Annotated in this window: 20 protein-coding genes; 10 read left to right on the forward strand and 10 right to left on the reverse strand. The window is 71.7% G+C overall.

Annotation, left to right across the window (positions count from 1 at the left end; genetic code table 11):
- Positions 1 to 27 precede the first annotated feature (27 nt).
- Positions 28 to 1,839: an ABC transporter ATP-binding protein gene (locus ACGFRF_RS03170; RefSeq protein ID WP_393736641.1), complete on the reverse strand. Its 1,812-nt coding sequence runs from the start codon at positions 1,837 to 1,839 to the stop codon at positions 28 to 30.
- A gap of 115 nt (positions 1,840 to 1,954) precedes the next feature.
- Here ACGFRF_RS03170 and ACGFRF_RS03175 point away from each other — a divergent pair, with 115 nt between their 5' ends.
- Entirely contained in the window at positions 1,955 to 2,404 is a 450-nt protein-coding gene (locus tag ACGFRF_RS03175) for a MarR family winged helix-turn-helix transcriptional regulator (protein WP_393736643.1), read from the forward strand.
- Between the two features lie 222 nt (positions 2,405 to 2,626).
- On the opposite strand, the gene ACGFRF_RS03180 is transcribed toward ACGFRF_RS03175, so the two are convergent.
- Positions 2,627 to 4,237, reverse strand: coding sequence for a peptide-N4-asparagine amidase (locus ACGFRF_RS03180; protein ID WP_393736645.1), 1,611 nt, complete (start codon positions 4,235 to 4,237; stop codon positions 2,627 to 2,629).
- 165 nt (positions 4,238 to 4,402) lie between these two features.
- Between ACGFRF_RS03180 and ACGFRF_RS03185 the strand changes: the two genes are divergently transcribed.
- From ACGFRF_RS03185 to ACGFRF_RS03210, 6 genes are all read left to right on the forward strand, one after another.
- Positions 4,403 to 5,989, forward strand: coding sequence for a M1 family metallopeptidase (locus ACGFRF_RS03185; RefSeq protein ID WP_393736647.1), 1,587 nt, complete (start codon positions 4,403 to 4,405; stop codon positions 5,987 to 5,989).
- Positions 5,990 to 6,210: 221 nt separating this feature from the next.
- Positions 6,211 to 8,166, forward strand: coding sequence for an N-acetylmuramoyl-L-alanine amidase (locus tag ACGFRF_RS03190; protein ID WP_393736649.1), 1,956 nt, complete (start codon positions 6,211 to 6,213; stop codon positions 8,164 to 8,166).
- A 300-nt stretch (positions 8,167 to 8,466) separates the two neighbouring features.
- A complete protein-coding gene (locus ACGFRF_RS03195; RefSeq protein ID WP_393736651.1) occupies positions 8,467 to 10,293 on the forward strand; it encodes an ABC transporter ATP-binding protein in 1,827 nt (608 codons plus the stop codon).
- Positions 10,290 to 12,071 (forward strand): ABC transporter ATP-binding protein, encoded by a 1,782-nt coding sequence (locus ACGFRF_RS03200; protein WP_393736653.1) that lies wholly within the window; start codon positions 10,290 to 10,292, stop codon positions 12,069 to 12,071. Before ACGFRF_RS03195 ends, ACGFRF_RS03200 begins: the two co-directional genes overlap by 4 nt.
- A 509-nt stretch (positions 12,072 to 12,580) precedes the next feature.
- Entirely contained in the window at positions 12,581 to 13,051 is a 471-nt protein-coding gene (locus ACGFRF_RS03205; RefSeq protein ID WP_393736655.1) for a DUF5709 domain-containing protein, read from the forward strand.
- Positions 13,052 to 13,093: 42 nt separating this feature from the next.
- A complete protein-coding gene (locus ACGFRF_RS03210) occupies positions 13,094 to 13,357 on the forward strand; it encodes a type B 50S ribosomal protein L31 (RefSeq protein WP_393736657.1) in 264 nt (87 codons plus the stop codon).
- Between the two features lie 164 nt (positions 13,358 to 13,521).
- Here the strand turns inward: ACGFRF_RS03210 and ACGFRF_RS03215 are convergent, their stop codons facing one another.
- Positions 13,522 to 14,316, reverse strand: coding sequence for a metal-dependent hydrolase (locus tag ACGFRF_RS03215; protein ID WP_393736659.1), 795 nt, complete (start codon positions 14,314 to 14,316; stop codon positions 13,522 to 13,524).
- A 145-nt stretch (positions 14,317 to 14,461) separates the two neighbouring features.
- On the opposite strand from ACGFRF_RS03215, the gene ACGFRF_RS03220 reads away from it, so the two are divergent.
- Positions 14,462 to 16,975: a DEAD/DEAH box helicase gene (locus tag ACGFRF_RS03220; RefSeq protein WP_393736661.1), complete on the forward strand. Its 2,514-nt coding sequence runs from the start codon at positions 14,462 to 14,464 to the stop codon at positions 16,973 to 16,975.
- A 19-nt stretch (positions 16,976 to 16,994) separates the two neighbouring features.
- Positions 16,995 to 17,864, forward strand: a complete 870-nt coding sequence (locus ACGFRF_RS03225) for an acyl-CoA thioesterase (RefSeq protein ID WP_393736663.1) — start codon at positions 16,995 to 16,997, stop codon at positions 17,862 to 17,864.
- A 50-nt stretch (positions 17,865 to 17,914) separates the two neighbouring features.
- On the opposite strand, the gene ACGFRF_RS03230 is transcribed toward ACGFRF_RS03225, so the two are convergent.
- Positions 17,915 to 18,907: a DUF6397 family protein gene (locus ACGFRF_RS03230; protein ID WP_393736665.1), complete on the reverse strand. Its 993-nt coding sequence runs from the start codon at positions 18,905 to 18,907 to the stop codon at positions 17,915 to 17,917.
- A gap of 125 nt (positions 18,908 to 19,032) precedes the next feature.
- Positions 19,033 to 19,446, reverse strand: coding sequence for a roadblock/LC7 domain-containing protein (locus ACGFRF_RS03235; RefSeq protein WP_393736667.1), 414 nt, complete (start codon positions 19,444 to 19,446; stop codon positions 19,033 to 19,035).
- Positions 19,447 to 19,537: 91 nt separating this feature from the next.
- On the opposite strand from ACGFRF_RS03235, the gene ACGFRF_RS03240 reads away from it, so the two are divergent.
- Entirely contained in the window at positions 19,538 to 19,966 is a 429-nt protein-coding gene (locus tag ACGFRF_RS03240; RefSeq protein WP_393736669.1) for a PPOX class F420-dependent oxidoreductase, read from the forward strand.
- Between the two features lie 8 nt (positions 19,967 to 19,974).
- Here the strand turns inward: ACGFRF_RS03240 and ACGFRF_RS03245 are convergent, their stop codons facing one another.
- From ACGFRF_RS03245 to ACGFRF_RS03265, 5 genes are all read right to left on the reverse strand, one after another.
- Positions 19,975 to 20,577, reverse strand: a complete 603-nt coding sequence (locus ACGFRF_RS03245) for an ATP/GTP-binding protein (RefSeq protein WP_393736671.1) — start codon at positions 20,575 to 20,577, stop codon at positions 19,975 to 19,977.
- A 197-nt stretch (positions 20,578 to 20,774) separates the two neighbouring features.
- Positions 20,775 to 21,185, reverse strand: a complete 411-nt coding sequence (locus ACGFRF_RS03250; RefSeq protein WP_393736673.1) for a DUF742 domain-containing protein — start codon at positions 21,183 to 21,185, stop codon at positions 20,775 to 20,777.
- A gap of 19 nt (positions 21,186 to 21,204) precedes the next feature.
- Positions 21,205 to 21,642 (reverse strand): roadblock/LC7 domain-containing protein, encoded by a 438-nt coding sequence (locus ACGFRF_RS03255; protein ID WP_393736674.1) that lies wholly within the window; start codon positions 21,640 to 21,642, stop codon positions 21,205 to 21,207.
- On the reverse strand, positions 21,639 to 24,293 hold the full coding sequence (locus ACGFRF_RS03260) for a nitrate- and nitrite sensing domain-containing protein (RefSeq protein WP_393736676.1): 2,655 nt from the start codon (positions 24,291 to 24,293) through the stop codon (positions 21,639 to 21,641). Before ACGFRF_RS03260 ends, ACGFRF_RS03255 begins: the two co-directional genes overlap by 4 nt.
- A gap of 47 nt (positions 24,294 to 24,340) precedes the next feature.
- Positions 24,341 to 25,114 (reverse strand): MHYT domain-containing protein, encoded by a 774-nt coding sequence (locus tag ACGFRF_RS03265; protein WP_393736678.1) that lies wholly within the window; start codon positions 25,112 to 25,114, stop codon positions 24,341 to 24,343.
- Positions 25,115 to 25,240 lie beyond the last annotated feature (126 nt).

The raw sequence follows: 25,240 nt of genomic DNA on the forward strand, positions 1-25,240 counted from the left end.
CATATGTTCAGTTTGTCGGTCACTGCGTCAGCTTGTCGGTTCCAGTTGGGCGTCCCGGCGCACCAGGGCCGCGTAGCGCCCGTCCCGTTCCAGCAGTTCCTCGTGCGTGCCCCGTTCGGCGACCCGCCCGGAGTCCAGCACCACGATCTGGTCGGCGCCGCGGATCGTGGACAGGCGGTGGGCGATGGTGAGCGTCGTGCGGTCGGCCGACAGGGCGTCGATGGCCTCTTGGACGGCGGCTTCCGTGCGGGTGTCGAGCGCGCTGGTCGCCTCGTCGAGGACGAGGACCGGCGGGTCGCGCAGGATGGTGCGGGCTATGGCGAGGCGCTGCTTCTCGCCTCCGGAGAAGCGGTGGCCGCGTTCGCCGACGATCGTGTCGTAGCCGTCGGGCAGTGCGGCGATGTGGTCGTGGATCTGTGCAGCTTTGGCCGCCGCGTGCAGTTCCTCGTCGGTGGCGTCCGGCTTGGCGAAGCGCAGGTTGTCGGCGACCGAGGCGTGGAAGAGGTACGTCTCCTGCGAGACGACGCCGACCGCGCGGGCGAGGGTGTCGAAATCGAGGTCGCGGACGTCGACGCCGTCCAGGGTGACGCGGCCGCCGGTGACGTCGTAGAGGCGGGGCACCAGATGGCCGAGCGTGGACTTGCCGGCGCCGGTCGGGCCGACGACGGCGAGACTGCCCCCGGCGGGCACGGCGACGTCGATGCCGTCGAGGACCGGGCGGACCGCGTCGTCGTCGGCGTCGTAGCGGAACGTGACGTCCTCGAAGCGGACTTCGCCCTTGATCCGGTCGAGGTGGACGGGACGTTCGCGCTCGGTGATGTCGATGGGCAGGTCCAGGTACTCGAAGATGCGCTGGAAGAGCGCGAGCGAGGTCTGGATCTGGACTCCGGTCGCGAGCAGGCTGACGGCCGGGCGGAACAGGCCCTGCTGGAGCGAGACGAAGGCGACGATCGTGCCCAGGGAGACCTCGGGGCCGCCGAACCGGAGGGCCAGGCCCGCGGTCCAGTAGATGACGGCGGGCATCGCGGCCATGACGATCGTGATCACGGCCATGCGCCAGCGCCCGGCCATGTTCGACTTCACTTCCAGGTCGACCAGGCGCTCGGACTCCTCGGCGAAGGACGTGGTGAGCGAGTCGGAGCGGCCCATGGTGCGGCCGAGCAGGATGCCGCTGACGGAGAGCGACTCGGTGACGGTCGCGGCCATCGCGGCCATCTGCTTCTGCCGCTGGGTGGTGATCTTCTTGCGTTCGTTGCCGACGCGGCGGCTGATCCACACGAAAGCCGGCAGCAGGAGCAGCGAGACGATCGTGAGCCGCCAGTCGAGGGCGACCATGGCGACGATCGTGGCGACCACGCTGGTGGCGTTGGAGACCAGGGAGGTGGCGGTCGAGGTGACGGTGGCCTGCATCCCGCCGATGTCGTTGGCGATGCGGGACTGCACCTCGCCGGTGCGGGTGCGGGTGAAGAAGGCGAGCGACATGCGCTGCAGCCGGCCGTAGACGGCGGTGCGCAGGTCGTGCATGACGCGCTGGCCGACGGTGGTCGAGATCAGCGTCTGGAGCACGCCGAAGACGCTGGACAGGACGGCGCTGAGGATCATGCCGAGCGCCAGCAGGCTCAGCAGGCCGGTGCGGCCCTGGGGGATCGCGACGTCCAGCGTCTCCTTCAGCAGGAACGGTGTGGCCACCGAGACCAGCGAGGAGGCGCCGACCAGCAGGCCGACGATCGCGAGCCGCCCGCGATAGGGGTGGAAGAGCTTCAGGATGCGACGCACCTGCCGGGGTTGTTCCTCGGCGCCGGCAGGCGGGGTCCAGGTGGGGTCACGGTCGGGGTGCATGGGCTCCTACGGAGGTGAACGGGCGCCGGCCGGAGGTCGGCCGACGAGGACAGAACGGATCGTAGCTCATTGTTACCTACACTCACAATGAACGGCGTCCTGATATTGTTCCCGCATGACCACCCCCGATCCCGAGGGCCTGCTCGCCGAGCAGTTGCTGCGGCTGACCCGCCGGGTGCACCGCATCCAGAAGCGCCATCTGGAACAGCGCGACCTGGGCGTCACCCCGGCCCAGTCCCGGCTGCTGCGCACCCTCGCGCACTACGGCTCACCTCCGCGCATGGCCGACCTCGCCGAGCGCCTCGAGGTCGTGCCCCGCGCGGTGACGACGCTGGTCGACGGGCTGGAGGCGAGCGGCAAGGTGCGGCGGGTGGCCGATCCGGCGAACCGGCGCGTGACCCGGATCGAGCTGACGGACGAGGGACGCTCGACGCTGCGCGAGCTGCGCGGCGCACGCCGCTCGGCGGCCGCGGAGATACTCGCTCCACTGACGGAGAAGGAGCGCCAGGTGCTCGGCGTACTGCTGGACACGCTGATCGACGGAGACGCGGCCAGGGAGTGCTGAACGGCCGCGGTCCCCGCTCCGGAAGGCCGGAACGGGGACCGCACGGCAGGCGTATGCGCGTGGGCCGACTTCTTGAGCCGGTCCCGTCACGGCCCCGGCCGGTACGCACCTGACGTCCCGGGACACCGCGCATCGCTGCGTCGCCAGGCTTCCGGGACCGGCTCCGTCACGGGCCGGGCCGGTACGCACCTGGCAGGCCCGGGACAGCGCGCATCGCCAGGGTCAGCAGCGGCTCCGGTCCTCCGTCAGCACTCCCTGCACGGTGGTCAGCGAGCGGTCGTAGCAGCCGTCGGAGCCGTACAGCCGATAGCGCTCGGTCGACGTGCCCACCGCGTGCCGCTGGTCGCGCGGGACGTTGATCGTGTACGTGGCGTCGCCGCCGTAGGTGTCGTCGAGCCGGGACCACGCGGTGCGCCGGCCGTCGCGCCGTTCCACGACCGAGGCGCGGTCGCCGAGGGTCAGCGCGGTGCGCAGCCGGTTGTCCGAGCCGACGGTCGTGGCACCGTTCATCGTGTACGTCCGGTGCGTGTGCGTCGTCCGCACGGGGCCGTGTCCGCCGACGGTGACGGTCTCGTCGTCGGTCCAGGTGGCGTCGAGTCCGTCCGTGTTCTCGCCGTCGGTCCAGCGGTGGACGGAGGTGTTGGCGAGCGTCCGGCTGACGGTGGTGGTCACCCGGCCGTGCGAGGTGTCGAGGTAACCGGAGACGGTGAGCCGGTGCCCCGCGTCGGTGTCCACACGGTTCTCCGAACCGGGCGTGTAGACCGAGGTGTCGGTGATGTCCGTCGCCGTGTTCCCGGTGAGCGCGCCGGTGACGTGCGCGCGATGCCCGTCGCGCCAGACCAGGACGTTCACCGGTGCGCTCCAGCCGGGCTGTCCCGCGGGCACGCCGGCGACCGAGACCTCGACGCGGTGCGGGCGGCCGTCGTTGAGGAGGCCGGCGAAGGGCGTCAGGTCGTACTCGACGGGCCGGACGTCGAAGGCACGGGGAGCCGGGAGGACGTACCAGAGGAAGGGATTGGACCAGCCTCCGGTCCAAACGTTCGGGAACGGCGCCGCGATGCCGGCAAGTCGGCCGTCGACCTCGATCTGCACCTCGCGGTAGGGCCCGTGGTCGGCCTTGCAGGAGTAGGCCGCCGGGTCGGCCACGGTCAGGTACCAGAACTCCTCGCAGCCGCCGCCCGATCCGGTCGCGTACACCTCGGCGACGATCCGCTCGCTGTTGCGCGGCGTCGTGAGGGTCGTGCCGTCCGGCGTGTCGGCGAGGGTGAGCACACGGTCGGGTGCGGGGGTCTCGGGGCGGCCCGCGTAGAAGGTGAGGGTGACCTGCACATCGATGACCCCGGTGTACGTGTCGTCCACGACGTTGCCGATGAGCATCTCGACGTCCTGGGCGCCGCGGAAGGTGTCGCTGTAGCGGGTGACGTCCTTCTCGACGTGCCACTCGATGCCCTCGGGCGAGGGCTCCGGTGTGGAGGTGCGCAGGACCTCCACACCGCCGACGTGCAGATAGCCGAGCCGGTCGTACTGACGTCCCTTCACCTTGCCGTCGAGCCGCAGGACGACCTTGTTCCAGCGGTCGCCGCAGGCTTTGGGCGGGGTGTACACGCCCCGGTAGGGGGTGAAGTCGCGGAACTGGGCGTCGGCGAGGGTGACCTGGCACGACCTGGTGTGCGGCCGGTCGGGCGGCGGTGCCGCGGTCACCGGGTCGTGCCAGTCGGTGCCGAACTCGGCCGGGGCGTCCGCCGCTCGGGCGACCGTGGTTCCGGGACCGAAGAACGTACCCGCCAGGAGGGTCGCTCCGGCGAGCATGGACATGACTATCCGTCTTCTCATGGGCGGTGTTCTACGGGGAGTCGGCCGTCGGCCGCAACGCACAGACCGGACGAACACGTCCGCCCGAACACGTCCGCGGAGCCGACCCGGCCACAGCTCCCCGCACGGACGCGCCCCAAGGGGACATTTCATGCTATAAGCACACCTTACTGACATAGTGCGGTCATGGAGATCACCAAGGGGTCACTCACGGGATCCGCGCACCGTCGGTCCGGGCGGGGGCGCCTCCGTCATGTCCTGCGCACCCGTCGCGCGGCACTCGCCCTGGCCTTCGCCGGCGCCGGCGCGGTAACCGGTGCCGCCGTACTCGCCGGCATGCTCCCGCGCGGAGCCGACGGCTCGCCCGCTCCCGGTCCGGCCGCGTCGGGGCCGGACCGGGCCCCGGCCCCGTCCCCCGGCGCACCCGGCGTCGGCGACCCGCTGATGCCGCTCGCCGGCAACGGCGGCTACACGGTCCGCCGCTACACACTCGACTTCGACTGGCGGGCACCCGAGACGCCCTTCGCCGCCGGCGTCGCCATCAGCGCCACCGCCACACAGTCCCTGTCCCGCTTCGATCTCGACTTCGCGGGCAATACCCTGCACAGGGTCACGGTCGACGGCGCACCGGCCGCCGCCGTACGCGACGGCGACGAACTCGTCGTCACTCCGGCGAGACCGATCCCGCGCGGGAGGGCGTTCACCGTCCGCGTCGCCTACACCGCCGACCCGACGCAGCGCCGGCACCGCGACGACGCCATCCAGGACTACGGCTGGGTACCCACGTCCGACGGCACCGTGATCTACGCCCAGCCGGACGGCGCAAAAATGATCTTTCCGGCGAACGACCATCCGAGCCTGCGGGCGCCGGTCACCTTCCGTATCACCACCCCTGCAGGGCTCAGCGCGGTGGCCAACGGCCGGCTCGTCGACCGCGTCCGGCGACCCGACGGACACGTCAGATGGACCTACGACTCCGAGCAGCCGGTCGCGCCGCAACTGGTCCAGATGGCGATCGGGAAGTTCGCGTTCGTCGACAGCACCGGCCCGCGCGGGCTGCCGGTCCGGGACGTGGTCCCGGACGGCCTGGTCGGCGACACCGAGACCTACCGCTCGCTCACCCCGCAACACCTCGCCTGGCTGGAACGACGGCTCGGCCCGTACCCGTTCCGCCGCTACGGCGTGCTGGTCGGGGACACCGACCTGCCCGTTGCGCTCGAGACGCAGTCGCTGTCCGTCGTGCCCAAGGACGACCTGCTGGGCGACCGGGTCGACGCCGAGCGCAACCTCGTGCACGAGCTGACCCACCATTGGACGGGGGACAGCGTCGCCATCCGGCGCTGGTCCGACCTGTGGCTGAGCGAGGGTCACGCCCGGTTCTACGAACGCCTGTACTCCGACGAGCACGGCGGTGTGAGCCTGGAGGACGCGATGCGGGCGGCGTACGAGCAGCACGACCAGTGGCGGCACGACGAGGGGGCACCCGCCGAGCCCACGGAGCCGACGCTGTTCAAGGTGATGCGCTACGACGGCTCGGCGCTGGTGCTGTTCGCCTTGCGGGAGAAGGTCGGCGCGGAGACCTTCGACAGGATCGAGCGGGCCTGGGTGACGACGTACCGGGGCCGTGCGGCCGGCACCCGGGAGTTCGTCACGCTCGCGTCCGAGGTCGCCGGCGAGGACCTGAACACCTTCCTGACCCCGTGGCTGTACGGGCCGCACACCCCGCCCATGCCGGGCCACCCCGACTGGCAGGTGGACCCGGTCGAGGACTGAGCCGCACGCCGCCGACCGAGTGGCCTCTGCCCGACCGCTCGGCCACCCCGGTGACGGTTGGCGCGACGTGGCGCGCCAAGCACGGAAACGTACCAGGGGTGGCGTTCAGGACAACTCCCTTGTCCTGATGGTGACGAGCATGTCTGGAGAACCGTGCAATGAGAAGACCGGCCGCCCCACGTGTTCCCAACGCTCTCCGCGGGTACCGCCGAACGGCTTGCGTGATCGCGTCGGCGGCGGTGCTCACACCGCTGCTGCTCATCCCGATGTCCGGCGAGGACGGATCCCCCGACCAGCGGCTGCAGGACGCCTTCGAGGAGGCCGCGCGCGAGTACCACGTGCCGCGCAGCGTGCTCATGAGCGTGTCCTACGTGCAATCGCGATGGGACTCCCATCCGGGCGCACCCAGCGTCGCCGGCGGTTACGGGCCCATGCACCTGCTCGACCCCGGCCGGCTCCAGGGCCCGGCACGCGCGGCGGGCCCGCAGACACAGCACGACACCGGGGGCCGGCCGCGCACGGGCAAGGCGGGGACGCCCGCGGCACCCGCGGACGACGCCTCGGGCGGCCACGTCGTGCAGCCGGCGGACCTGGAGCGCGCCGCACGCCTGATCCACGTCCCGGCCGAGCGCCTGCGGACGGACGCCCTCGCCAACGTACGCGGCGGCGCCGCACTCCTGGCGGCCACGCAACGGCAGCTCGGCAAGCCCCTCAGCGAGAACCCTGCGGACTGGTGGGAGGCGGTGGAGCACTACCCGGGCACCCGTGACATCACGTCAGCGGCGACCTACGCGAACGACGTCTTCGAGGTGATCCGCAAAGGAGCGCACCGCACCACCGCCGAAGGACAGAACGTCACCCTCGCCGCCAACCCCGGCGTACGCCCCCGCGTCGCCCGCCCCGAGGGTCCACAACGGTCCAAGGAGGTCGAGTGCCCCGCCGAGCTGTCCTGCGACTGGCTCCGCGCACCGTACGAGCAGATCGACGACGAGGGCACGTACGGCAACCACGACCTCGCCGACCGGCCCAGGGACCAGAAGATCGACTACATCGTCATCCACGACACCGAGGCCAAGCTGCCCAGCATGTTCGATACGGTGCAGGATCCGACGGAGTCGTCGTGGCACTACTCGATCCGTTCCAGCGACGGCCACGTCACCCAGCACGTCAAGACCAAGGACGAGGCCTGGCACTCCGGCAGCCAGTTCGTGAACACCCGCTCGATCGGCATCGAGCACGAGGGCTTCCTCACCCAGCCCGGCACCTGGTACACGGAACGGATGTACCAGGCCTCCGCGCGCCTGGTGCGCTACCTGGCGAAACGTTACGGCATCCCGCTCGACCGGCAGCACATCTTCGGTCATGACAACGTGCCGTCGCCGACCGCCGGCGCCATCCCCGACATGCACGACGACCCCGGCCCCTTCTGGGACTGGCGGCACTACTTCGACCTCCTCGGCGCACCGCTGCGGGCCACGGCCGGACCGGACAGCGACATGGTGATGATCCTTCCGGACTACGCCGGCCACAAGCCGCCGTTCACGGGGTGCACCGGCAGCGGTGAGCCCTGTCCGCCGCACGGCTCCAGCGCCGTCCGCCTCCACACGGAACCGCGCGAGGACGCCCCCCTGATCCAGGACCCGGGCCGCAAGCCGGACGGCGACCCCTCCACGGTGGACGTCAACGACCTGGGGTCGCGCGTCTCCGCCGGCCAGACCTTCGCCGTCGCCGGACGCGACGGCGAGTGGACGGCGATCTGGTTCCAGGGCCACAAGGCGTGGTTCAAGAATCCGAAGAAGCACCCGACGGCCGTCGGCGCGACCGGCCGTATGGTGACGCCCAAGGAAGGCCTCGACGAGATCCCCGTGTACGGGCGTGCCCTCCCGGAGGCGGACGCCTACCCCGAGGACGTGGAGGAGCCGCCCGAGTCGCCCCTCCCCTACCGCTTCGGTGCGGGCCAGCGGTACGTGACCCAGGCCCGCGTCGGCAGTTCGTACGTCGACCGGTCGTCCTTCGCCGACACACCCGAGCCGGTGGTGAAGGGCCAGGAGGGTTACTACCAGATCCAGTTCGGGCACCGGCTCGCCTACGTCCGGGTGAGTGACGTGGACGTACTGGCCGGACCCGCCGCGGCAGGCCCGCCGTCCGCGCCCAAGAGCCGCCCGGCCGAGCGCTAGGCGGCACCGAGAGCCGGCCCCGCCGGCACCCCTCGCCGTGGGCGGCCACGGCCTGGCGGTGACCGCGGACGCACCGAGGCCCCTGTGACCGACGGTCACAGGGGCCTCGGTGCGTCCGCGGGGGTCTGATAGGTCAGGAGGGACGCTCACCGACGCCCGGGCCCTTGGCCGGAAGTCGGTCGTTCACGCGGGCGCCCAGGAAAACCGTTTGAAATTCACCACTCTGCGACGCGAACCTTTCACGGCTTGTTGCCGCGCATCGCCGCATCCCCCTCCCCTGACACGAGCCACTGGGACGTCATGCAGATTCAAGACCTTCCGTATTCCGATCCGGGCGTCCCCGACGCACGTTCGGGTCCTCGCTTCCTGTGGTGGCTCTGGCGCAACCAGATGGGCGGGCAGCTGAAGTCGCTCGCCTGGGGCCTGCTGCACTTCGTCTCCGTCTCCGCCCTGCCCTTCTGCGTCGGCCTCGCCGTGCAGGCGGTCGTCGACCGCTCCGGCACCCGGCTCGCCCTGACGGGCGGTCTGATGCTGCTGTGCGGCACGGGCATCGCCGTCGGCGACACCTTCCTGCACCGGGCCGCCATCACCAACTGGATCACCGCCGCGGCCCGCCTCCAGCAACTGCTCGCACGCAAGGCCGCCCGGTTGGGCTCCGGACTGACCCGGCGGGTCGCCGCCGGTGAGGTGGTGGCCGTCTCCACCGGTGACGTGGAGAAGATCGGCTGGTTCGTCGAAGCGGTCTCCCGGTTCACCGCGGCCGCGCTGACGGTCGTCGTGGTCTGTGTCAGCCTCCTGGTCTACCAGCCCGCCCTGGGCATGGTGGTCGCCGTCGGCCTGCCCGTCGTGGCGCTCGCGGTGCTGCCGCTGCTGCCCCGCGCGACCCGCCGGGCCGACGCACAACGCGAAAAGGCGGGCAAAGCCACCGAACTGGCGTCGGACACGGTCGCCGGGCTGCGCGTGCTGCGCGGCATCGGCGGCGAGGAACTGTTCCTCGACCGCTACCGCCGGGCCTCGCAGGAGGTGCGGCACGCCGCGGTGCGCAGCGCCCGGATGTGGTCGCTGATCTCCGCCATCCAGGTGCTGCTGCCCGGGCTGCTGCTGATCGCGGTCGTCTGGCACGGCACCCAGCTGGCCCGCCAGGGCCGGATCACGGTCGGCGAACTCGTCACCGTGTACAGCGCGGTGACGATCCTGAACTATCCCCTGCGCCACTTCGAAGAGATCGCGATGGCCTACTCCTTCTCCCGTCCCTCGGCCAAACGGGCCGCGCGCGTGCTGTCGCTGGAGCGGGCCACCGCCACCGACGGCGTCCGCGCCGCCGAGGTGCCGGGCGGTGACCTGTACGACCCCGACACCGGTCTGCTCGCTCCCGCCGGCCGGTTCACCGCCGTGGTCTGCGGCGACCCCGACGCGGCGGGCAGGCTCGCGGAGCGGCTGGGCGGCCACCCCGCCGAACCGGGCCGCTCGGTGCTGCTCGGCGGGGTGCCCCTGGACGAACTCCCACTGGCCGGCGCCCGTACCGCCGTCCTCGTCCAGGACAAGGACCCCGTGCTGCTCTCCGGCACCCTGCGCGAACTGCTCGACGTGCCCGCCTCCGGTGCCGTGCGGGCCACGGACGCGCTGGCGGCGGCGCAGTGCGAGGACGTCCTGGACGCCCTCGTCCAGGGCTCGGTGGACGCCACCGACCCGATGGACGCCCGCATCACCGAGCGCGGCCGTTCCCTCTCCGGTGGCCAGCGCCAGCGGCTCGCCCTGGCCCGGTCGCTGATCACCGACCCGGAGGTGCTGGTGCTGGACGAGCCGACCTCCGCGGTCGACTCGCACACCGAGGCACGGATCGCGGACGGGCTGCGCCGGCTGCGCTCGGGACGGACGACGGTGGTGTTCACCTCCTCGCCGCTGCTGCTCGATCGTGCGGACCGGGTCGCCCTGGTCCACGAGGGTGAGGTCGTGGCGACCGGTGTGCACCGTGAACTGGTCGACAGCGAGCCGCGGTACCGGGCCGTGGTGACGCGCGAGACCGAGCAGGAGCAGGCCGCGGCCGTCGCGGATGGGGACCTGCCCGACGAGGACGCCCTCCTGGGCGCTCTCGAGGAGCTGGAAGAGATCGAGGAGAGCGCATGATCGGCGTTGCGCCACCGGCGTACGACCCGGCGGCCCCGACGACCGCCACCACCCTGCCCGTCGGCGCGGCCGCGACCGTGCGCGCCTACGTCGTCGAGCTGTTCCGCCGCCACCGGCGCGCCTTCGTGCTGCTGATCGCCGTCAACACGGTGGCCGTGGTCGCCTCCATGGTGGGCCCGTACCTGCTCGGCGGCCTGGTCGAGCGGGTGTCGGACGGGGCCCGGGAGCTTCATCTCGGCCTGACCGCCGGGCTGTTCGTCCTCGCGCTTGTCGTGCAGGCCGTGTTCGTCCGGCAGGTGCGGCTGCGGGGCGCGATGCTCGGCGAGCGGATGCTGGCCGACCTGCGCGAGGACTTCCTCGTCCGGTCGGTCGGGCTGCCGCCGGGCGTGCTGGAGCGTGCCGGCACCGGCGACCTGCTCTCCCGCATCACCACCGACATCGACCGCCTGGCCAACGCCATGCGCGAGGCCGTGCCGCAGTTGGCGATCGGTGTCGTGTGGGCCCTGCTGCTGCTCGGCGGGCTCGTCGTGACGGCGCCACCGCTGGCGGCCGCCGTCCTGCTCGCCGTGCCGGTGCTGGTGGCCGGATGCCGCTGGTACTTCAAGCGGGCGCCCTCCGGATACCGCTCCGAGGCCGCCGGGTACGCCGCCGTGGCCGCCGCGCTCGCCGAGACGGTGGACGCGGGCCACACCGTCGAGGCGCACCGCCTCGGTGATCGCCGCGTCGCGCTGTCGGAACGGCGGATCAAGGAGTGGACCGCGTGGGAGCGCTACACCCTCTGGCTGCGGTCCGTGCTCTTCCCGGTGATCAACACCGTCCACGTCCTCGTCCTCGGTTCGGTCCTGATGGCCGGCGGTGTGTTCGTCCTGCGGGGCTGGATCGGGGTGGGCCAGCTGACCACGGGCGCGCTCATCGCGCAGATGCTCGTCGACCCGGTGAACCTGATCCTGCGCTGGTACGACGAGGTGCAGGTGGCCCAGGTGTCGCTGGCCCGCCTGGTGGGGGTGCGGGACGTCGAGCCGGACGCCGGGGACGGCTCGCTGGCGCCCGCCGGGCGGGACGTGCGCGCCGACCGGGTGCACTTCGGCTACCGCGAGGGCGTCGACGTGCTGCGCAAGGTCTCCCTGGACGTCGCGCCGGGCACCCGGCTGGCCCTGGTCGGCCCCTCGGGCGCGGGCAAGTCCACCCTGGGCAGGCTGCTCGCCGGGATCTACGCGCCCCGGGACGGCCGCGTCACCCTGGGCGGGGCGGAGCTGTCCCGGATGCCGGCCGAACGCGTCCGCTCGCACGTGGCCCTGGTCAACCAGGAGCATCACGTGTTCGTGGGCTCCCTGCGCGACAACCTCCTGCTGGCCCGCACCGGCGCCACGGACGCCGAGCTGTGGGCGGCCCTGGGCGCGGTCGACGCGGACGCGTGGGCGCGGGCGCTGGACGACGGCCTGGACACCGAGGTCGGCTCCGGTGGGCTCGCGCTGACCCCGGCGCAGGCCCAGCAGATCGCGCTGGCCCGGCTGGTGCTGGCCGATCCGCACACGCTGGTCCTGGACGAGGCGACCTCGTTGCTCGACCCGCGCGCGGCCCGCCATCTGGAGCGCTCCCTGGCCCGTGTCCTGGAGGGCCGCACCGTGGTCGCCATCGCCCACCGCCTGCACACCGCCCACGACGCCGACGTGATCGCCGTGGTGGAGAACGGCCGCATCAGCGAGCTGGGCAGCCACGACGAGCTGGTGGCGGCGGACGGGGCGTACGCGGCGCTGTGGCGTTCCTGGCACGGGTGAGGCCCACCGAGGACACCGGCGCCGGCGAGGACGGCGCAGAAGCCGCCGGCGGTAGGTGAGGGTGCGGGGGCGGCACCGGCACCTGCGGCGGGGCGCAGGGGGACCCGTCGCCGGTGAGGATGCACCAAGCGCGCCGGGAGGGCGGGACGGCGCAGGAGGCACCCATCGCGGGTGAGAGTGTGTCGGGTGCACCGGTCCCTTCCGGACGGCGCAGTGGGCACCCATGGCAGGTGAGGGTGCCCAGGCGGCACCGGTGCCTGCACGGACGGTGCAGAGGGCATCCAGGGCGCCCCCGGCGGTCCCGCCGGGCCTCGGCGTGCGGGTGCGGGGCCCGGCCGGGGCTCGTGCCGTTGCGCGGTCCCGAGCCGGGGTGGAAGTCTGGAGAACGGCACCGGTGCGGAAAGCGCCCGGGAACCACTCGGTTCGCGTCGCGTACCCGTGCCGGGTGTGCCGACGGTCCGCAGCCCGTTTCGGCGGCACGCGGCCGTCCTCACCACCTGGAGGTACTCGTGGACAGCGCCGACGGTTGGGGGGATGACGTCTACCAGCCCGATCCCTCGGAGATCCCGGAGGACTCGGGGGTGCTCGACGTCGAGGACACACTGGACTTCGACGGCGTCGCCGACCCCCTCGACCGGGGCTGGTCCCCTCCCGAGCGGCCGTGGGCGGTGGACCACCTCGGTGTGACGGCGGCCGAACGACAGGCGGGTGAGACCCTCGACCAGCGGCTCGCCGAGGAGCTGCCCGACCCCACCCCGCCCGACGGCGACGGCATCGGTGACTGCCAGGGCACCGACGGCGAACTCCTCGACAACGAGGTCGGCAACCTCCGCTCCGGCCGCCTGGTGGCCCCGGACGAAGGAGCGCACGAGGACGAGGAGGAAGCCCTCGTCGCAACCGACGTCGGCATCGACGGTGCCGCCGCCACCGCGGAGGAGGCCGCGATGCACATCGTCGACGAGGACTCCCTCCCCGGCTGACCCGCACGCACCCTGCCCGACCGCCCCGCACGAGGAGCCGCCATGCAGCAGGACAAGCACCCCGACTACCACCCCGTGGTCTTCCGCGACCGGGCAGCGGGCTACGCCTTCCTCACCCGGTCCACCGCGCAGAGCGAGCAGACCATCGAGTGGGACGACGGCCGGAGCTACCCGGTGATCGACGTGGAGATCTCCTCCGAGAGCCACCCCTTCTACACGGGCAAGGCCCGCACGGTGGACACCGAGGGCCGCATCGCCCGCTTCGAGCGGAGGTACGGCGGGGCGGAGTCGGGCGAGGCCACCTGACGCAGCAGGTCGGCCCGGGCGTTCCCCGGGACAGCGGGGCGTGAGGCGACCGGGGTGCCCCAGGAGGCAGCGGCGTGTGAGGCGGTCCGGGCATCCGGTGGGTGAGCGACGCGCCAGGGCATCCCGAGCAGGGCGCGCCAGGCGCCCGCAGCAGGGCGGCAGGCTCAGATCACGTTGAGGGCCGCCGCGCAGCCCACGCCTCCGAGCATCATGAACACCGGCATCAGTACCTTCAGCTCCACCCAGCTGCCGGCCCGGAACCGCATCGGCTTCGGCGGTCCCACCGGGTACCAGCGCTTGCGGCCCACCGGGATCGGCCACAGGATCGGGCAGCCGGACACGGTCAGCGCGTCCCCGATGTCGTGCACCAGCGCGCCCAGCACGATCGGCAGCCCCAGCCACAGGTACTCCTGGCCGGGCGCCGTGAACAGCCAGTCCGAGCCGTTGCCCGGCTTGTCCAGCACCCCCGCGAGGATCCACGCGCTGGTCGCCGCCAGCAGCCAGACCAGCACATCGCTGCTTGAGCCGCGCGCCGCCCGCCACAGCAGACCCTCGATGGCCAGCACCATGTGCACGAACAGGATCGCCAGCACCGCCCAGCGTCCCCCCGTGATCGCCACCCCCGAGCAGCCGGCGCCGATCAGGACCGCCCACAGCCAGGTGTGCGTCAGTGTGCGGTGGCCTCCGGAGCGGCGCGGGTCCCCCTGCTTCCTGGTCGCCTTGTACACGGCGTACGACAGCTTGTCGACGATCTCGCAGATCCAGCGGGAGATCGGCCCGAAGGCCCGGGAGATGGTGGCCGCCTTGTGGTCGAGGTCCGGAGCGAGCGCGGCGCCGGCACAGATCAGCGCGCCGACGAGGAGGACCGGCCAGGGCATCGGGTGACCGGCCGCGGCGGCGGCCGCTCCGACGCCGAGCCAGGCCGCGGCCCCCGACAGTGAGTGTGCTGGTCCCATCATGGCCGCTTCCCGCCCCATTCTTCGTGTGCCGCTGTCCAGTTGACCTGGTGCGCTGACGCTGCGTCGGCGACACAGCGTAGCGGCCATGATCTTCGTACCCGCAGCCGATTCCCCTCTCGGGGAGAAGGCCAGGCAAGATGGGTGCGTGACCCTCATCGATCAGTTGCCGCCGACCGCCGACCCCGATGCCCTGTACGAAGCCTTCGAGTCGTGGGCGCAGGAGCGCGGCCTCACCCTCTACCCCCACCAGGAGGAGGCGCTGATCGAGGTGGTCTCCGGGGCGAACGTGATCGTCTCGACGCCCACCGGGTCCGGCAAGAGCATGATCGCCGCGGGCGCGCACTTCGCCGCGCTCGCCCGGGACGAGGTCACCTTCTACACGGCCCCGATCAAGGCGCTGGTGTCGGAGAAGTTCTTCGAGCTGTGCAAGCTCTTCGGCACCGAGAACGTCGGCATGCTCACCGGCGACGCCTCCGTGAACGCCGACGCGCCCGTGATCTGCTGCACCGCCGAGGTGCTGGCCTCGATCGCCCTGCGCGACGGCAAGAACGCGGACGTCGGCCAGGTCGTGATGGACGAGTTCCACTTCTACGCGGAGGGTGACCGCGGCTGGGCCTGGCAGATTCCACTGCTGGAGCTTCCGCAGGCGCAGTTCATCCTGATGTCGGCGACTTTGGGCGATGTGTCCTTCTTCGAGGAGGACCTCACCCGCCGCACCGGCCGCCCCACCTCGGTGGTCCGCTCCGCGACCCGCCCGGTCCCCCTCTCCTACGAGTACAAGCTCACCCCGCTCACCGAGACGCTCACCGACCTGCTGGAGACCAAGCAGGCGCCCGTCTACATCGTGCACTTCACGCAGGCGCAGGCCGTGGAGCGGGCGCAGGCGCTGATGAGCATCAACATGTGCACGCGCGAGGAGAAGGACCAGATCGCCGAGCTGATCGGCAACTTCCGCTTCACCACGAAGTTCGGCCGCAATCTCTCCCGGTACGTCCGGCACGGTATCGGCGTCCACCACGCCGGCATGCTGCCCAAGTACCGGCGCCTGGTGGAGAAGCTCGCTCAGGCCGGTCTGCTGAAGGTCATCTGCGGCACGGACACCCTCGGCGTGGGCGTCAACGTGCCCATCCGGACCGTGCTGTTCACCGCGCTGACCAAGTACGACGGCAGCCGCGTGCGCACCCTGCGCGCCCGCGAGTTCCACCAGATCGCGGGCCGGGCGGGCCGGGCGGGCTTCGACACGGCCGGCCTCGTCGTTGCGCAGGCGCCGGAGCACGTCATCGAGAACGAGAAGGCGCTGGCGAAGGCGGGCGACGACCCGAAGAAGCGCCGCAAGGTGGTGCGCAAGAAGGCGCCGGAGGGCTTTGTCGGCTGGACGGAGAACACCTTCCAGAAGCTGATCGAGTCGGAGCCGGAGCCTCTCACGTCCCGCTTCCGGGTCACGCACACGATGCTGCTGTCGGTGATCGCCCGGCCCGGCAACGCCTTCCAGGCGATGCGCCACCTCCTGGAGGACAACCACGAGCCGCGCAAGCAGCAGCTGCGGCACATCCGCCGGGCCATCGCGATCTACCGCTCGCTGCTGGACGGCGGGATCGTGGAGAAGCTCGACAAGCCGGACGCCGAGGGCCGCATCGTCCGGCTCACGGTCGACCTCCAGCAGGACTTCGCGCTCAACCAGCCGCTGTCCACGTTCGCGCTCGCCGCGTTCGAACTCCTCGACCCCGAGTCGCCGTCCTACGCCCTGGACATGGTGTCCGTGGTCGAGTCCACGCTGGACGACCCGCGGCAGATCCTCGTCGCCCAGCAGAACAAGGCGCGCGGCGAGGCCGTCGCCGCGATGAAGGCGGACGGTGTCGAGTACGAGGAGCGCATGGAGCGCCTCCAGGACATCACGTACCCGAAGCCGCTGGAGGAGCTGCTCTTCCACGCGTACAACACCTACCGCAAGAGCCATCCCTGGGTCGGCGACCACCCGCTCTCGCCGAAGTCGGTCGTCCGGGACATGTACGAACGGGCCCTGTCCTTCACGGAGCTGGTGTCCTTGTACGAGCTGGCCCGCACCGAGGGCATCGTGCTGCGCTACCTCGCCAGCGCCTACAAGACCCTCGACCACACCATCCCCGACGACCTGAAGTCCGAGGATCTGCAGGACCTGATCGAGTGGCTCGGCGAGACGGTCCGCCAGGTGGACTCCAGCCTGCTGGACGAGTGGGAGCAGCTGGCCAACCCGGAGGAGATGACCGCCGAGGAGGCCCAGGAGAAGGCCGACGAGGTGAAACCGGTCACCACCAACGCGCGCGCCTTCCGGGTCCTGGTCCGCAACGCCCTGTTCCGCCGCGTGGAGCTGGCCGCCCTCGACCAGGTCGAGGAACTCGGCGAGATGGACGCCGAGTCCGGCTGGGACGCCGAGGCGTGGGGCGAGGCGATGGACAAGTACTGGGACGAGTACGAGGACCTCGGCACCGGACCCGACGCCCGCGGCCCCAAGCTGCTGGTGATCAAGGAGGAGCCGGAGAACGGTCTCTGGCGCGTCCGCCAGATCTTCGACGACCCGAACGGCGACCACGACTGGGGCATCAGCGCGGAGATCGACCTTGCGGCATCGGACGCCGAGGGTCGCGCGGTCGTCCGCGTCACCGATGTCGGCCAGCTGTGAGCACAGGAGAATCCCACCGATGACGACGAACCCGGCCGAGAGACTGGTCGACCTGCTCGACCTGGAGCAGATCGAGGTCAACATCTTCCGTGGCCGAAGCCCGCAGGAGTCCTTGCAACGGGTCTTCGGCGGCCAGGTCGCGGGCCAGGCGCTGGTCGCGGCGGGGCGCACCACGGACGGCGACCGCCCGGTGCACTCGTTGCACGCGTACTTCCTGCGCCCGGGCCGTCCCGGGGTACCGATCGTGTACCAGGTGGAACGGGTCCGCGACGGCCGGTCGTTCACGACCCGCCGGGTCACGGCCGTGCAGCAGGGCCGCACGATCTTCAATCTGACCGCCTCCTTTCACAAGCCTGAGGAAGGACCCTTCGAGCACCAGCTGCCGCCGGCCCGCGAGGTGCCGGACCCGGAGTTGCTGCCGACGGTGACCGAGGAGATCCGTAAGCATCTGGGGGCGCTGCCGGAGCAGTTGGAGCGGATGGCGCGCCGCCAGCCCTTCGACATCCGCTACGTGGACCGGCTGCGCTGGAACACCGAGGAGATCGAGGGAGCCGAGCCGCGCAGCGCCGTGTGGATGCGGGCGGTCGGACCGCTCGGGCACGACCCGTTGGTCCACACCTGCGCACTGACCTACGCCAGTGACATGACCCTCCTGGACGCGGTCCGCATCCCGGTCGAACCGCTGTGGGGTCCACGGAACTTCGACATGGCCTCGCTGGACCACGCCATGTGGTTCCACCGGCCGTTCCGCGCGGACGAGTGGTTCTTGTACGACCAGGAGTCGCCGATAGCCACCGGCGGGCGCGGTCTGGCCCGCGGGCGCATCTACGACCTGCAGGGGCGTCTGCTCGTCTCGGTCGTCCAGGAGGGACTCTTCAGAGCCCTGTAGAGGGCTGCCGGGCAGGGCTCGGCCTCTTTCTGCCCGGCAACCGCACGGGTTCAGGCCCGCACGGGTCGCGGACTTCTCCGCCGCAGCCAGGCCCGCAGGCCGCCGGCCGGCTGCGGCGGGTCCTGTCCGGCATCGTCGCCCCGGGGTGCGCAGGGTGGGGTCGGCCGTGCCGCCGGCTCTGCCGGACGGGTGACCGTGTGTGCCATCGGCGGGATCGGCCGTGCCACCGTCCGCGTCGCCGGTGCCGCACGGCGGGCAGCCGGGCGCGGTGCGGGCGAGAGGGTGCGGGCCTCCCCGACGGCGCGGCCCAGCTCGCTGCGCAACCACTCGATCTCGTCCGTGTCGTGCGCGGTCATGATCCGCTCGGCGAGGTGCGCGGACGGCGAACCGGAAGCCGCATGGCCGGGCGGCGCGGGCCGGAAACGGTTCAGGTGGGCGCGCTCGTACGGATCCTTGACGACGTGGGCGACCTCGACGGGTGCGAGGAGGCCGGCCAGTGCTCCGGCACGGGCCCAGGGGTCCGCGGCCTGCCGCAGCAGGAATCCGAGGTGTCGTCCGCGCCAGTTGCGGGCGCGCAGATCCACTCCCGTCTCCAGCTGGCCCCGCAGCGTCTCCGGCGTACGCCCCTTGAGCAGGTGCGCGTTCTCGGCGTCTGACGTGAAATTCCGCAGCTCTTCCGCGAGATAGAGCCAGACCACGGCTCGGTAGCGGTTCAGGTAGAACTTCACGGGCACGATGAGGCCCAGGCGTGCGAGCCGCGTGAACCGGCCGGCGGGGATCTCCATGAGCGCGGCGCCCTCGACGGTCCCCACCACCCGCACCCGTTCTCGGAGAGCTTCGGGGAAGCCGTCCTGGGCGCGGAGGCGGTCGATCTCCGCGCGCTCCACCCGCCGACCTCCTCCCCCGCCCTCGTCAGGCAGGGTCCGGACATGGCCGAGCTGCACCGCGAGGTCGAACTCGCCTCGCTTGAGCCCCAGTTCACGAGCGGCGCGGCTCGGAGTGCAGGTGAGGAGGCGGGGTGGGCCGAAGGTGCTTGCCGACATGGTCGTACTCCCCTGTGGAGTCGGTGGCTGACGCCCTGTGCGCGAGCCGTGCACACACCGTAGCCAATGTGCCGCAACTCGTGGGGAGCCTGTGGATAACTCCGCCGCGGGTATGAATCCGCAGGTCAGAGGTCCGCGATGGGGGTCCGCTCGGGTTGCCTGGCATCGACGCCCAGGTGTTCGCCGACGCGATTGACCATCAGGGTCATCTCGTAGGCGATCTGCCCGATGTCGGCCTCGGCCCCGCTGAGCACGCACAGACAACTGCCGGTGCCGGCGGCGGTCACGAACAGCACGGCGTCGTCGTACTCGATCATGGTCTGGCGTACTCTGCCCGCGCCGAAGTGGCGTCCCGAACCCTTGGCCAGACTGTGCAGTCCCGACGCAACGGCGGCCAGATGCTCGGCGTCCTCCCGTCGTAGACCCGTACTCGCTCCCGTGACCAACCCGTCGTTCGACAGGACCAGCGCGTGCCGCACATGGTCCACCCGCTCGGTCAGGTCGTCCAGGAGCCACCCGAGTCCCTGGTTCTGCGCCATGTCCGTCTCCCCGTGTGACGTCTCCCCCTGACAGGAGGAACTCCCCGCCAGCCTTCCCCACGACCCGCGTCCGGGCAAGCAGGATGGATGCATGGCAGACAAGATGACCGACGAGGAATGGCGGGCGTTCGTCTCGGAGGGCACCCGCACCGGCAAGCTGTCCACCGTTCGCGCCGATGGGAGCCCCCATGTGGCGCCGATCTGGTTCGTGCTGGACGGGGACGAACTGGTCTTCAACACCGGTGAGGAGACCGTGAAGGGGCGCAATCTGGCCCGTGACGGGCGGGTGGCGCTGTGCGTGGACGACGACCGGCCGCCGTTCCACTTCGTGGTGCTCAACGGTCGCGCCCGGCTGTCGGAGGACCTGGACGAGGTACGGCTGTGGGCCACGCGGATCGCCGCCCGGTACATGGGCGAGGACCGTGCCGAGGAGTACGGCGCCCGCAACGGCGTTCCGGGTGAGCTGCTGGTCCGCGTCACCGTCGACAAGGTGGTGGCCGTGAAGGACCTGGCGGCCTGAGCGGCGGGTCAGCCGACCGAGTCCAGGAGCCGGGCGGTGTGCATCCGCCCGGCGTACTCGACGAGCCGGATCAGCACCTCCTTGCCGGAGTCCCGGTCGCGCGCGTCGCACAGGACCACGGGTGTGCCGTGGTCCAGGTCGAGGGCCCTGCAGACATCCTGGGCGCCGTAGGTGCGGGCCCCCGCGAAGCAGTTGACGGCCACCACGAACGGGATGCGCCGGTGCTCGAAGTAGTCGACGGCGGGGAAGCAGTCCTCCAGGCGCCGGGTGTCCGCGAGGACCACGGCACCGAGCGCGCCCTGGGACAACTCGTCCCACAGGAACCAGAAGCGGTCCTGTCCGGGTGTGCCGAAGAGGTACAGGGACAGGCCCGAGCGGATGGTGATGCGGCCGAAGTCCATGGCGACGGTCGTGGTGACCTTCCGGTCCACGCCGTCGGTGTCGTCCACCAGCTGACCGGCTTCGCTGAGCAGTTCCTCCGTGCGTAGCGGCCGGATCTCGCTGACGGACCCGACCAGGGTCGTCTTGCCGACCCCGAATCCGCCGGCGACCAGTATCTTCAGCGCCAGGGCGGAGGTGTCGCCGGCGTCGTCGGAGTGCTCGGAGACCATGATCACTTCTCTCGGGAGGGCCGGCTGCGGTCGACGTCTGGGTGCTCCGGGGGTGAAGCCAGCATCATGACAACCGGGACACTCGTCCGGGCGGTTGGACCGGAACGCACCTGTTGTGACCGACTCGCGCCCGGTCGGTTGCACAACCCGCACGGTTCGAAGTGCGGCGAGGTGTACGGCGGTTTCTGACGGTTCATCTACAGCGCTCGCAATCCCTCGATGACCTCGCGCAGGATCCGTTCGTCGGGCAGGTGTGCCGGGGGCACGGGACGGCTGATGGTCACGCAGCCAAGTTCCAGGAGGTCCCCGATGAGCACCCTGACGACGCCCACGGGCAGGTCGGCGTCCGCTGCCAGTTCGGCGACGGACTGTGTCTCCGTGCGGCACAGCTCGATCAGGGTCCTGTGTTCGGGGCCGAGGGCGGTGTCGCCCGGCTCCGGTCCGGTGGGGTCGAGGGTGACGAGCGCGATCAGGTCGAAGCGCACGCCGGTGGGACAGGGTTGGGTGCGGCCGCCCGTCATGGCGTACGGGCGGACCAGGGGCCCGGCCTCGCCGTCGTACCACTGGCTGCCCGTCTCCCCTGGGCCGCCGGTCGGGTTCTCGGTCATCGGTGCCGCCTTCTCCGGCTCATCCGGCGGCGGGCGGCTGTGCCGCGGCGCGCGGCGGTGTGTAGAGGTGCTCGCCGACCCGCTTGACCAGGCGCGCCATCTCGTAGGCGACCAGGCCGATGTCGGCGGTGACGGCGGTGAGCACGGCGAGGCAGGAGCCGTCGCCGGCCGCGGCCACGAAGAGGAACGCGTCGTCCATCTCGACCATGGTCTGGCGCACGCCGCCCGCACCGAAGTGCCGCCCCGCGCCCTTGGCCAGGCTGTTGAAGCCGGAAGCGACGGCGGCGAGGTGCTCGGCGTCCTCCCGCGCCAGTGCAGTGGAGGCGCCGATGGCCAGTCCGTCGTTGGACAGCACGACGGCGTGCCGTACCTCGCTCACTCGCATGACCAAGTCGTCGAGCAGCCAGTCCAGTTCGCCGGATCGTCGGCCGGCCCTCGGGTTCGGGTCCTCGATCATGCCGGGTCTCCTTCGCTGGTGTGACTGCCCTTTTCGGTGTCCGGGGCGACGCCGCGGCCGGGCCGACGACCGCCGCCGCGCGCCCAGCCGTCGCGGTAGGCCGTCATGCGGTCCCGTACGAGTTCGGGGGTGCGCCGGCCCTCGTCGCGCGTTACGGGGGTCGACGCGGCTTCTTCGGGCCGCTGATGGCGCAGTTGGGGAGCGAGGCTCGCCTGGCGCACACGCCGCGGGAGGTCGTCGGAGGGTTCGTAGTCGCTCGGGGGCCGGTGCGGCCTCAAGGCGGTGACTCCGGGCGGCGGGGGGTCGTCCGGGCTGCCGTGCGGGCCCGCGGCGATGCGGTGAGGACCAGGCTCGGCCGTGGCGTGATGAGGATCGGGCTCGGCAGCGGTGACGTGCGGGACGGACTGAGGACCGGTGCGGTAGGGGCCGGGCTCGGGAGCGGTGACGTGTGGGACGGGCGTGGTAGCGGTGTCGTGCGCACCGGGGGTGGTCGCCGCCAGGGCGGGCCGGTCCGAGGGCGCGGCAACGGCGTCCGGGGGCGCGGCCTTGCCGGGCACGCGCGCGTAGGCACGTTCCTGCTCGCGCCGGGTGTGCTCGTCCTGCCGGAAAGAACGTTCCGCCGAACCGCTGTGCAACAGGGCGGTCGGCAACAGGACGACGGCGGTGGTGCCTCCGTACGGAGAGGTCCGCAGATGCACCTTGATGTCGTGCCGGGAGGCGAGCCTGCTGACCACGAAGAGTCCGAGCCGGTCGCTGTCGAACAGGTCGAGGGCCTCGGACTGTTCGATGCGCCGATTGGCCTCGGCGAGCGAGTCGGCGCCCATGCCGAGTCCCCGGTCCTCGATCTCCAGGGCGTAGCCGTTGCCGACGGGTTCGCCGGTGACGTGCACGCGCGTGTGCGGCGGTGAGAACTGGGCCGCGTTCTCCACCAGTTCGGCGAGCAGGTGGGTGAGGTCGGCGACCGCCGCCCCGATGACGTGTGCCTCGGGCAGCCGGCGAACCTCCACGCGCGCGTAGTCCTCGATTTCCGACACGGCGGCGCGGACCACGTTCGTCAGGGACACCGGCATGCGCCAGGCCCGGCCGGGAGCCGAGCCGGAGAGGATGATCAGGCTTTCGGCGTGACGGCGCATCCGGGTGGTGAGGTGGTCCAGGCGGAACAGGTCGCTCAGCTCGTCGGGGTCGTCGGAGCGGCGTTCCATGCTGTCCAGGAGGCTGAGCTGGCGGTGGACCAGTACCTGACTGCGGCGGGCCAGGTTGACGAAGACCCCGGAGATCCCGCTGGCCAGTTCGGCGCGCTCCACGGCGGCCCGCAGCGCGGCGCGGTGCACGGTGGTCAGAGCTTCCGCGACCTGGCCGGTCTCGTCCTCGGCGAGTGGTCCGGAGGGCGCTTCGGCCTGGATGTCGATCTCCTCACCGACCCGCAGTCTCCGCATCGCTTCCGGGAGTTTGCGGCGGGCGATCTCCAGGGCGTCGTTGCGCAGACTCACGAGTTCGACCACGAGCGCACGGCCGATCCGGACCGAGATGACGAGCGAGGCGGCGACCGCGGCGAGGCCGAGGAGCACGGCGGCCCCCGCCGGGCTGAGCAGACCTCGGGCGACCGGGTCGGCACGGCCGGCGACGGCACGGCCCGTGTCCGCCTCGATGGCGCGCATGGCGTCCCGCACGCGCGCGTGGTCGGCGCTCCAGCCGGCCCGCGGTGCCGCGTCGGACGGTTCGGCGGTAAGGATCTCGTCCTCGGCTGCCACGAGGGCGGTGTAGGAGCGGCCGGCGGCCAGTTCGCGCCAGGCGGCGCGCTGTGCGGCGGGCAGATCGGCGACGGCCGCCTCGATAAGGGCACGGCGTGTGGCGACGGCGGAACCGAACAGCCGCAGCCGCTCGCCCTCCAGACCGCCGGTCCGCGCACTGCCGAGGACGGCGTCCTCCTGGGCCAGCGATTCGGCGGCCCGGGAGAACTCGAGCAGCACGCGCGCGTCGGAGCCGACATCGGCCTGCTGGACGCCGGTAAGGGCGCCGTCCACGGCGAAGGCCGCCCCGATGGTCTTCGTGTACCGCACGTAGGCCTCCTCCCAGCCGGCCTTCCGGTCGCGTACGGCCGTCCGCAGTGCACGCAGGTGCCCGGCGCCGGTGACGAAGGCGTCGAGGCGCCCGGAGACACCGATGGGCAGTTCCTGGCTGTCGGCGACCGTGTTGTCGGCGCCGAGCCGCAGCTGCGCCACGGCTCGGTCGGTGCGAGCCGCCAGTCTGTCGAGGTCGCCGCGGTCCTCGGTGCGCGGCGCACCGGCGTAGCGCACGGCTGCGCCGCGTTCGGCCTGCAGCGCGGCGACGGCCGCGGCCACCGGGGTGCGCAGCTCCGCGTCGACCCGCTGGGACTGACGCAGCCGGGCGACGTCCTGGGCGGTGCTGACGGTGGCGTAGGCCCACAGGGCGAGCAGGGAGACGACGGGCACCATCAGGAGGCTGACCACCTTGGCGCGCACGGTCCGCGGGCGAAGGTGCCGGCGGCTTCCCCGCGCGCGTGCCGTGGTCGGCGGTATGCCGAGGGCGCGGTCCGGGCCCTCCTGCGCCGGCTGCCCGGCGTGGGCGCGGCGGCCGCGCGGAGGGGGCGCCGGGGAACCGGCCTTCTCGGGTGTACGGGGTGGGCGCATGGCCTCCTCGCTCGGGACGTGGGTCGGGACGCTCGGGCCGGCTCCCGCTAGTGGGCGACGCTCTCGACGGGCTGCTGGGCGGAGGCGGACGCCTCGCGCTCGTCGGCCGTGGGCGAGAGAGCGACGAAGGCCGAGGTGATGAACAGATAGGACCCGAGGCCGACGGCGAGGGGGAAGATGAACTGCATCGCCGTGGCACCGGACAGAGCCTGGTCGGACGGGTTCACACGCACGCTCACCGCGAACATCCCGGTGTAGTGCATGCTGCTGACGGCCGCGCCCATGACCAGGGAGGCGACGGTGACCGCGAGAGGTGACTTGATGTGGAGTCCGGCCCACAGGGCGACCGTCGCCGCCACCACCGCGATCAGCACCGACAGGGCGACGAGGACGGGGTCGTACCGGACGTTGCCGTGCAGCCGGACCGCCGCCATGCCCAGGTAGTGCATGCTGGCGACGCCCAGCCCGGTGGTGAGTCCGCCGATCAGGAGCGCCCGGTTCCGGTCGCGGCTGTAGCCGACGGCGAAGACGCCGGCACAGACGACGACCATGGCGACGAGAAGGCTGAGGATGGTCAGCGGCACGTCGTAGCGGATGTCGGTGCCGCTGACGCGGAAGCCGAGCATCGCCACGAAGTGCATGGTCCAGATGCCCGTCCCCAGCGCGGAGGCCGCGGTGACGAGCCAGTTGCGGCGCGAGCGGCCGGTGGCGGCGAGCGCGCGGACGGTGCAGCGCAGTCCCAGTGCGGCGGCTGTGCAGGCCATCGCGTACGACAGCACGGGGGTCAGCCAGCCGAAGGCGGCGTGGTCCAGGTGTCCCATGGCCCCGGGACGCTAGCCGGGGCAGGGGCGCACAAAGGGGGCGCGTTTCGAAAGCTGTTGGAATATGACACAGAGATGCGACGGAACGATCGCGTCACGCTCGAACATGCGCACCAAGACATCCCT

The sequence above is a fragment of the Streptomyces sp. NPDC048521 genome, from assembly GCF_043199855.1.
Classification (GTDB): Bacteria; Actinomycetota; Actinomycetes; order Streptomycetales; family Streptomycetaceae; genus Streptomyces.